Annotated in this window: 6 protein-coding genes; 5 read left to right on the top strand and 1 reads right to left on the bottom strand. The window is 43.4% G+C overall.

Annotation, left to right across the window (positions count from 1 at the left end; all coding sequences use genetic code 11):
• Positions 1 to 7 precede the first annotated feature (7 nt).
• From galU to HMPREF9707_RS08560, 4 genes are all read left to right on the top strand, one after another.
• The gene (galU, locus tag HMPREF9707_RS05910; protein ID WP_006701788.1) at positions 8 to 892 is read left to right on the top strand and encodes a UTP--glucose-1-phosphate uridylyltransferase GalU; all 885 of its coding nucleotides are present in this window, start codon (positions 8 to 10) and stop codon (positions 890 to 892) included.
• 142 nt (positions 893 to 1,034) lie between these two features.
• Positions 1,035 to 2,159: a glucosaminidase domain-containing protein gene (locus tag HMPREF9707_RS08760; RefSeq protein ID WP_006701789.1), complete on the top strand. Its 1,125-nt coding sequence runs from the start codon at positions 1,035 to 1,037 to the stop codon at positions 2,157 to 2,159.
• A 26-nt stretch (positions 2,160 to 2,185) separates the two neighbouring features.
• Positions 2,186 to 2,662 (top strand): peptidoglycan amidohydrolase family protein, encoded by a 477-nt coding sequence (locus tag HMPREF9707_RS08555; RefSeq protein WP_006701790.1) that lies wholly within the window; start codon positions 2,186 to 2,188, stop codon positions 2,660 to 2,662.
• A gap of 115 nt (positions 2,663 to 2,777) precedes the next feature.
• Positions 2,778 to 4,322, top strand: coding sequence for a lytic transglycosylase (locus HMPREF9707_RS08560; RefSeq protein WP_006701791.1), 1,545 nt, complete (start codon positions 2,778 to 2,780; stop codon positions 4,320 to 4,322).
• Between the two features lie 83 nt (positions 4,323 to 4,405).
• On the opposite strand, the gene HMPREF9707_RS05930 is transcribed toward HMPREF9707_RS08560, so the two are convergent.
• Entirely contained in the window at positions 4,406 to 5,677 is a 1,272-nt protein-coding gene (locus HMPREF9707_RS05930; protein WP_006701792.1) for a BaiN/RdsA family NAD(P)/FAD-dependent oxidoreductase, read from the bottom strand.
• Between the two features lie 183 nt (positions 5,678 to 5,860).
• Between HMPREF9707_RS05930 and HMPREF9707_RS05935 the strand changes: the two genes are divergently transcribed.
• Positions 5,861 to 6,407: UPF0236 family transposase-like protein (locus HMPREF9707_RS05935; protein ID WP_006701793.1), on the top strand; the 547-nt coding region annotated here is incomplete at its 3' end.

Here is a 6,407-nt window from a genome sequence, read left to right on the forward strand (position 1 = left end):
GGAAACGATGCGTACAATTCGTAAAGCGGTCATACCAGCCGCAGGTTACGGGCTGAATTTTATGCCTGCAACGAAAGCACAACCGAAAGAGTTATTACCAATTGTTGATAAGCCGGTTATTCAATTTATTGTGGAAGAGGCGTTTGAATCGGGGATTGAAGAAATCTTAATTATTACGGGGAAACAAAAACGGTCGATCGAAGACCATTTTGACGCCAATATCGAACTTGAAGAAAATCTTCGGGCTAAAGGGAAAATTGAGCTGTTGGAATTAGCCCAATCGACCACTAAGGCGAATTTATTTTTCGCACGCCAAGCGAGCCCGCGTGGCTTAGGAGATGCGATTTTGCATGCAAAGTCTTTTGTTAATAATGAACCTTTTGTTGTCTTACTCGGCGATAATATTATTCAAAGTGAAGTGCCTGTAACTAAACAATTGATGGACCTCTATAGTGAGTTAAAAGCGCCGTGTCTAGCGGTCGTCGAAGTACCGGAACGAGACGCACAGAAATATGGATTTATCGATGGAGAGGCAGCGCATCTGACAGGTTATGAACAGTTATACCAAGTCAATCATTTTGTAGAAAAACCACAAAAAGAGCACCTGCCAAGTAATTTAGCGATTGCGGGACGGTATGTCTTAACACCTGAGATTTTTCCAATTCTAGAGCGGACACAACTGGGAGTTGATAACGAGCTTCAATTGACGGATGCACTCCAACATCTCAATCAAACGAAACGCGTCTTTGCACAAAAAATAAACGGTCATCGCTATGATGTCGGAGATAAGATCGGCTACATGCGGATGTGCATTGACTATGGACTTAACCATCCAGAGACAGCGGAAAAATTCCGAGAGTATTTAATCGAACGTTCGCGTCAATTTGACTAAATAATGAACCTGAGTAAGCGAAGATGTCTTACTCAGGTTTTAATATTTATTGATAAAAGTCGGGTGATACGCTGTCCATTCTAAGCTTCGCCTTCGTCTATAAGATGGTCCTGGACCAAATTTTAAGATGGAGGTTGAATGAATGTCTAAAGAAAAACAATTTATTGAAACCATCGCACCGGTGGTAAAAAGCTTTTCGAGTCCATTATATCCGAGTATTCGTATCGCGCAAGCTTGTTTGGAATCAGATTATGGTCGGTCTGAACTTGCTCTAAAGGCGCATAATTACTTTGGGATTAAAGCATCCACGCCATGGCAAGGGAATACCTATACGAAGGAGAGTTTAGAAGTGCTAGAAGGGCAAGCGAAGTTGGAACAAGCCGCATTTCGTCAATATGAATCGTTAGAACAGAGCGTGGCCGACCATGCACAATTTGTGAACTCAACCCCTTACCGTAAAGATTATTACCGTCAGGTAATTCAAGCCCAAAGTATTGACGATCAAGCGCAAGCCTTAACGGGGACGTATGCAACAGATCCACATTATGGTCAAAAATTGATTCAGCTAATCCAACGTCACCAATTGGAACAATACGATCAATCGATCGTAATTTACTCGCGGCTTGATGAGGCACTCGGGGGACAGCAGCAAGACCGTAAATTATCGGATATCAAACGTATTGTTTGGCACTATACTGCGGTAGCGCGCGAACTCGACCGGAAGATTTCTGATCATGAACGTTACTGGCAATCTGCGCATGGATGGGGCCGTGGGGGTTATCACTATTATATTGATAGCCAAGGTAAGATCTATCAAAATTACCGGTTGGAGCGGATCACTTGGGGTGTCGCCCACCATAACCAAGATACAGTCCATATCTCAGTCGAAGCCAATCACCGTGATAATTACAGTTCAGCTCAAATCCAAAGCCGTGAAATGATCACACTGGATTTACTGATACGACTTGATTTACCAGCTCAGGCAGTCGTAGGCCATTGGGAAGTGTATAATAACTCACTATGCCCGGGCTATACGGGTGAAGAAATGAGCCAATTTCGGACGGCATTAGCACAAAAGCTCAAAGAGCGTCGAGCTGCTTTGCTCACCACAACATCCCCTCAAAAACCAGCAAATCCAGAGCCGTTGATTCAAGAGGGAACCGTTATTCAGCCGCAATCAGATTATTTATACTTTGCCGGCACCTATTATCTTCTTCAACCGACGGGGGATTTGCTACACCCTTTAGCTTCAAAAATGGTAAAATAGAAAGTGAAAAGAACGGAGGGGAAAGCATGTCAAGTCGAACAGCCATGATTCAATGGTATGCCGAGCGAGTGGGGAAAGTGAGCTATGCGAGTGATCCAATGGAACGCTTTGGGCCGGACGCCTACGATAGTGCTAGTGCTTTACTCGCCAGTTTGGTAGCAGGAAAATTCTTATCTGATGGGTGTATTCATGGTGATATGTCTTTTATTTTACATTTAGAAGGTGTCCTCTTACATCCTATCAATTCATCTCAAGTTCAAGCGGGAGATGTGTTTATTGCTGATTTGTCGTTCTTTGGTCATCAACGTCCAACAACGTACTGTGGAGTTTTCCAAGATAAGATCGATGCTTATGTCTGCTCGCCTGAAGCTCAAGGAATTGATCAGATTGCAAGGTGTGAGCTACCACGGTTGCGAACACGTTATTATCGTCTGAGCGAACCGGTTAATAATTTCTGGCTCAGCCCAGATTTTAAGGTGAAGCGACAAGCCTTTCAACAATAATATTGCGAGTAGATTACATTTTGAGATTTAATAGGGTTTTAGTTTATTCTATCTAATATTGATGATACAATGATGATGAGACTTTATTTATAAATACCGACGAGGAGAGACGGATATGAAAAAATATATGAAAAACCAACTTACAGCAACGATCTTATCATCAGCGTTGTTATTAACATCACTCACCCCAACATACGCTCAAACAACACATACCGTTCAATCAGGCGAATATCTATTGGGGATTGCGAGCCAATACGGCATTTCACTCGATCAATTGATGTCAGCCAATGGCTTAAGTAGCGACTGGTTGATGCCTGGGACAGTATTAACTATTCCTAGCGGCAGTTCAGAAGGGGAATCTCAGTCTGGTACTGCGAGTGGCAGTGGAATTTATACCGTTCAACCAGGTGATACATTAATTGGTATTGCGAATGCCTATGGTATTTCGGTCGATCAATTGATGAGCTGGAATGGCTTGAGTAGCTCATGGATCTACGCGGGTACGCAGCTTTCTGTATCAGGTCCAGTATCGAGTGGCTCATCCCATACAACAGCACCCGCAGCATCAGGGAACTATGTGATTCAACCTGGCGATACGCTTTCTGGTATTGCGGCAGCGAATGGCATTACCGTTCATGAATTAATGGCTGCAAATAATTTACAATCCGACTGGTTAATTGCTGGTATGCCACTTTATGTGCCTGGTGGTGCAGTAGCACCAAGTTCATCGGTACAAGAATGGCAACCTGCGCCAACAGCCAATGCAACTAATGGAATTCATACCGTTCAACCTGGCGATACGCTTTCTGGCATCGCGGCGGCTTATGGTGTTACCGTAACGGATCTATATATTTGGAACGGACTTAGCTCTGATTGGTTAAATGTAGGAGATCGCTTATCGGTGGTCCCAACTCAAGGTCCTGTTAATACGCCTTCAAGCGAAACAAGTTCACAAGGAGCTACCGAAGCAACTGCTGATGGTGAAACTCAACCTGCATCCGATCATAATCCGAATGCAAGTGCAAAACGTGAAAATGGCATTGCAGGTCCAGAAAAAAGTAATCTACGTGTGAATGGAATGCGTGTTGCGGACTTACCCGTTCGTGCAAGACCAGCGATTCATGTCGTTCAAGCAGAAGATACGGTTGAATCAATTGCTGAACAATACGAATTACGTCCAAGACAATTACGTCGTTGGAACCGACTTAAGACGGATACTGTCTTAACGGAAGGTCAAGAACTCTTTGTATCGAACCCAGCCTTAGTTCCACAAATCCATCAAGTTGAAGAAGGCGAATCACTTTACGATATCGCTGTTAAATACAATACAACAGAACAATGGATTATGTTATGGAATGAATTAACCCAAAATGTCGCACCAGAAACTGATAAGCTACTGATTGTGTCCAATCCAAATCCGTTAATTCATGAAGTCGTTCCAGGAGAAACGCTACAAGATATCGCGGATAAATACGATATTACTTTGGAAGAATTAAAAACTTGGAACAAAATCCCAGCAGAGGTTGAAATTGTCAACGGTGTGGTAATCGTCTCGAATCCACAAGTCGGCGATCCTGCTGAATTAGAAGGAAATGACGCTGAAGCTGATTCGGAAGCTGAAACTGAAGTTGAAGAAACAGAAGCGACCGATGCAGAATAATTAAGTCATAGAATAAAGCCCGTTCTTTAAATATGAAGGACGGGCTATTAATATGCCATTAATGATAATTAAGGGATGCAGGTTTATTGCGTAGCACTCATAGCTTGCCAAGCAGCGTGCTGTCCAGCCACAGAACCGGTGACAAAAGCGGCAGTAATATTATAGCCCCCGGTGTAGCCATTAATATCGATTAATTCACCGCAGAAGTACAGTCCGCTAACGAGTTTACTCTCCATCGAACGCGGTTGAATCTCATCCGTCGCAACCCCACCACCCGTTACAAAAGCTTTATTCAGCGGTTGGCTGCCGTAAGCCGTAATCGGGAATTGTTTAATGATTTGCCATAACGAAGCGACTTGGGAATGGGTGAGTTGTTTATATGGTAAGTCTGCCGCAACATTGATTTGTTCGCTAATAACGCGCCCTACTTTCTCAGGCATCCATTGCTTCAGGATGCTAATCAATTGCTTATCACGCTGTGCTTCTGCCATCGCTTCAAGTTCTTGTGATGTAAGATCCGGCGTTAAATCAATTGAGAGTTGACAAGTCTGGTTGGGATGTTGATGGAGATATTGATTGACGTGGCCGCTGCAACGTAAGATTGCCGGTCCTGAATAGCCAAAGTGCGTAAAAATCATATCCATCCGATGGGCCACAATGGTGGTCTCGCCGATTTCTCCGTTCCATACCGTAACGTTCACATCGCGAAGCGGGGTACCTGTTAAGCTTCGGTCTTTAATCCATGCATCCTCCGATAATAGCGGGACTTCTGTAGGGTAGAGACGAGTAATCGTATGACCGGCCTGTTTTAGCCAACCATAGGCATCTCCAGTCGACCCAGTCGCAGCATAAGTCTTACCACCTGTGGCAAGAATCACCGCAGCGCTATGAACTTTCTCGCCTGATTTTAGTTGAACGCCTTGAATATGGTGGTTTGAATCAATTAATAAGCGTTGAACCGGGGCATCGTAGCGAATTGCTACATCCAGGTCATGCAGTTGCTGTAATAGCGTATCTAAGATCGTGCGCGATCGATCCGTCACGGGAAACATCCGTCCGTGGTCCTCTTCTTTCAGTTCGACACCACATGCTTCAAAAAATTGAATAATATCGCTCGGGTCGAATTGGCTAAGGGCGCTATATAAGAAGTTTCCATTTCCAGGAATATGTTGAATCAACTTTTCAGGGGTAGCACGATTGGTAACATTACAACGCCCACCACCCGTCAGTAATAATTTACGCCCAGCTTGTTTATTTTTCTCAATTAATAAGGTACGGGCTCCTTGACGTGCAGCTTGAATGGTTGCCATCAATCCGCTTGAGCCGGCCCCAACTACAATGACATCGTAAGACATATGCTACCTCCTCGTGAAGAATTATCAATATGGTACCATACTTTTTTTATGAAAAGAAATTTTGATTTTTTAAAAGATAATGAAACTTAGTGTAAAATAACTGTTGGTAAGCTAAAAGCAAAAAAGATAACCCTCTGCTATACTGTTAGTAACCAAAACACACAGAAAGTTAGAGGGTTATCCATGAATATTGTAACACAAGTTATGCAAGAAATTAGTAAAATGATGACAGATTTATATCATCAAGCGATTCAAGGTGAAGTAGACTTTTCAACGTGTATCAAAACCATTCGCGATACGATGCGTCAACTCTCAGTCGATTTAGGAGAAGATCTCTGTGCAACGATAGAGGAATCGATTTTTGAAAGCCCTGGCAGAAAAGCAAGATATCGCGTTCATCGTAGCCATGATGAAAAAACAATCTCCACACTGATCGGTGATATCAAACTTTCAAGGCGTTATTACAAAGATAAGCAAACGGGTGAGTTCTGCTACTTATTGGATGATTACTTATCGCTCACACCTCACCAGCGCGTGGATCTAGATTTAGAGGCAGCCATTTACGAGAAGGCCAGTAAGCATTCTTATCAAGCGACCCTGGATAGTTTCGAACATATCGGGATTCATAGTCGTCAGACCGTCAAGAATATTGTGCATAAGTATTGCCCGGATTCTGTTACGTTGCCGGTGGGAGAAAAACGTCAAGTAGACTGCCTATACATTGAAGCTG

The sequence above is a fragment of the Falseniella ignava CCUG 37419 genome (assembly GCF_000301055.1).
Classification (GTDB): domain Bacteria; phylum Bacillota; class Bacilli; order Lactobacillales; family Aerococcaceae; genus Falseniella; species Falseniella ignava.

Excerpts from the sequence above, each read along its gene's own strand:
- galU (WP_006701788.1), top strand. The coding sequence starts at position 8 with ATGCGTACAATTCGTAAAGCGGTCATACCAGCCGCAGGTTACGGGCTG.
- HMPREF9707_RS08760 (WP_006701789.1), top strand. The coding sequence starts at position 1,035 with ATGTCTAAAGAAAAACAATTTATTGAAACCATCGCACCGGTGGTAAAA.
- HMPREF9707_RS08555 (WP_006701790.1), top strand. The coding sequence starts at position 2,186 with ATGTCAAGTCGAACAGCCATGATTCAATGGTATGCCGAGCGAGTGGGG.
- HMPREF9707_RS08560 (WP_006701791.1), top strand. The coding sequence starts at position 2,778 with ATGAAAAAATATATGAAAAACCAACTTACAGCAACGATCTTATCATCA.
- HMPREF9707_RS05930 (WP_006701792.1), bottom strand. The coding sequence starts at position 5,677 with ATGTCTTACGATGTCATTGTAGTTGGGGCCGGCTCAAGCGGATTGATG.